The sequence below is a fragment of the Candidatus Pelagibacter communis genome (assembly GCF_001179985.1).
Lineage (GTDB): Bacteria > Pseudomonadota > Alphaproteobacteria > Pelagibacterales > Pelagibacteraceae > Pelagibacter > Pelagibacter ubique_J.
In genome coordinates this window covers 1-707 of record NZ_CVSI01000063.1, presented here as the reverse complement: position 1 = coordinate 707, position 707 = coordinate 1, and the positions used below count along the sequence as shown (strand labels likewise).

2 pseudogenes are annotated in these 707 nt (G+C 26.2%); both read left to right on the top strand.

The window, feature by feature from the left end:
* A pseudogene (gene mraY / locus AMN80_RS04505) lies at nt 1-284 on the top strand (phospho-N-acetylmuramoyl-pentapeptide-transferase); the annotation flags it as partial.
* A pseudogene (locus AMN80_RS04500) lies at nt 284-707 on the top strand (Mur ligase family protein); the annotation flags it as partial. The pseudogenes mraY and AMN80_RS04500, both read left to right, overlap by 1 nt.

Genomic DNA, 707 nt, shown 5'->3' with positions numbered 1-707 from the left:
ACACCGGTTCTTTAGCGTTAGGAGGTTCTTTAGGTACTGTGGGCGTTGTTACAAAACATGAAATAGTTTTAGCTATAACAGGTGGTCTATTTGTTTTAGAAGCTGTTTCTGTAATTGTTCAAGTAATTTCTTTTAAGCTAACTGGAAAAAGAATATTCATGATGGCTCCTATACACCATCATTTTGAAAAAAAAGGCTGGCCAGAGTCTACTGTGGTAATAAGATTTTGGATCATTTCTTTAATTTTAGCAATGATTGGACTTGCAACATTAAAATTAAGATAATGTTCTCCAAATTTTTTGTTAAAAAAAAAATACTTATTTATGGCTTAGGACTTTCAGGTAATTCATGTCTAAAATTTCTTAAAAAAAAAAGTTTTGTTAAAATTTTTGATGATGATTATTCATTAAAAAATAAAAAGAATAAAAATTTTTTTTTAAAAAAAAATGATGTTATTAAATCAAAATTCGATTATATTATTTTGAGTCCAGGTATAGATATTAAAAAATGCTATCTCAAAAGATATTTAACAAAAAATTGGAAAAAAATAATTACTGAACTTGATATATTTCAAAAATGTTATCCACATAATAAAAAAATTACTATCACTGGGACTAATGGTAAATCTACCACGTGCCAAATGCTTTACAATATTTTCAGATCACAAAAAATAGATGTCAGATTAGTTGGTAATATTGGAAAACCAC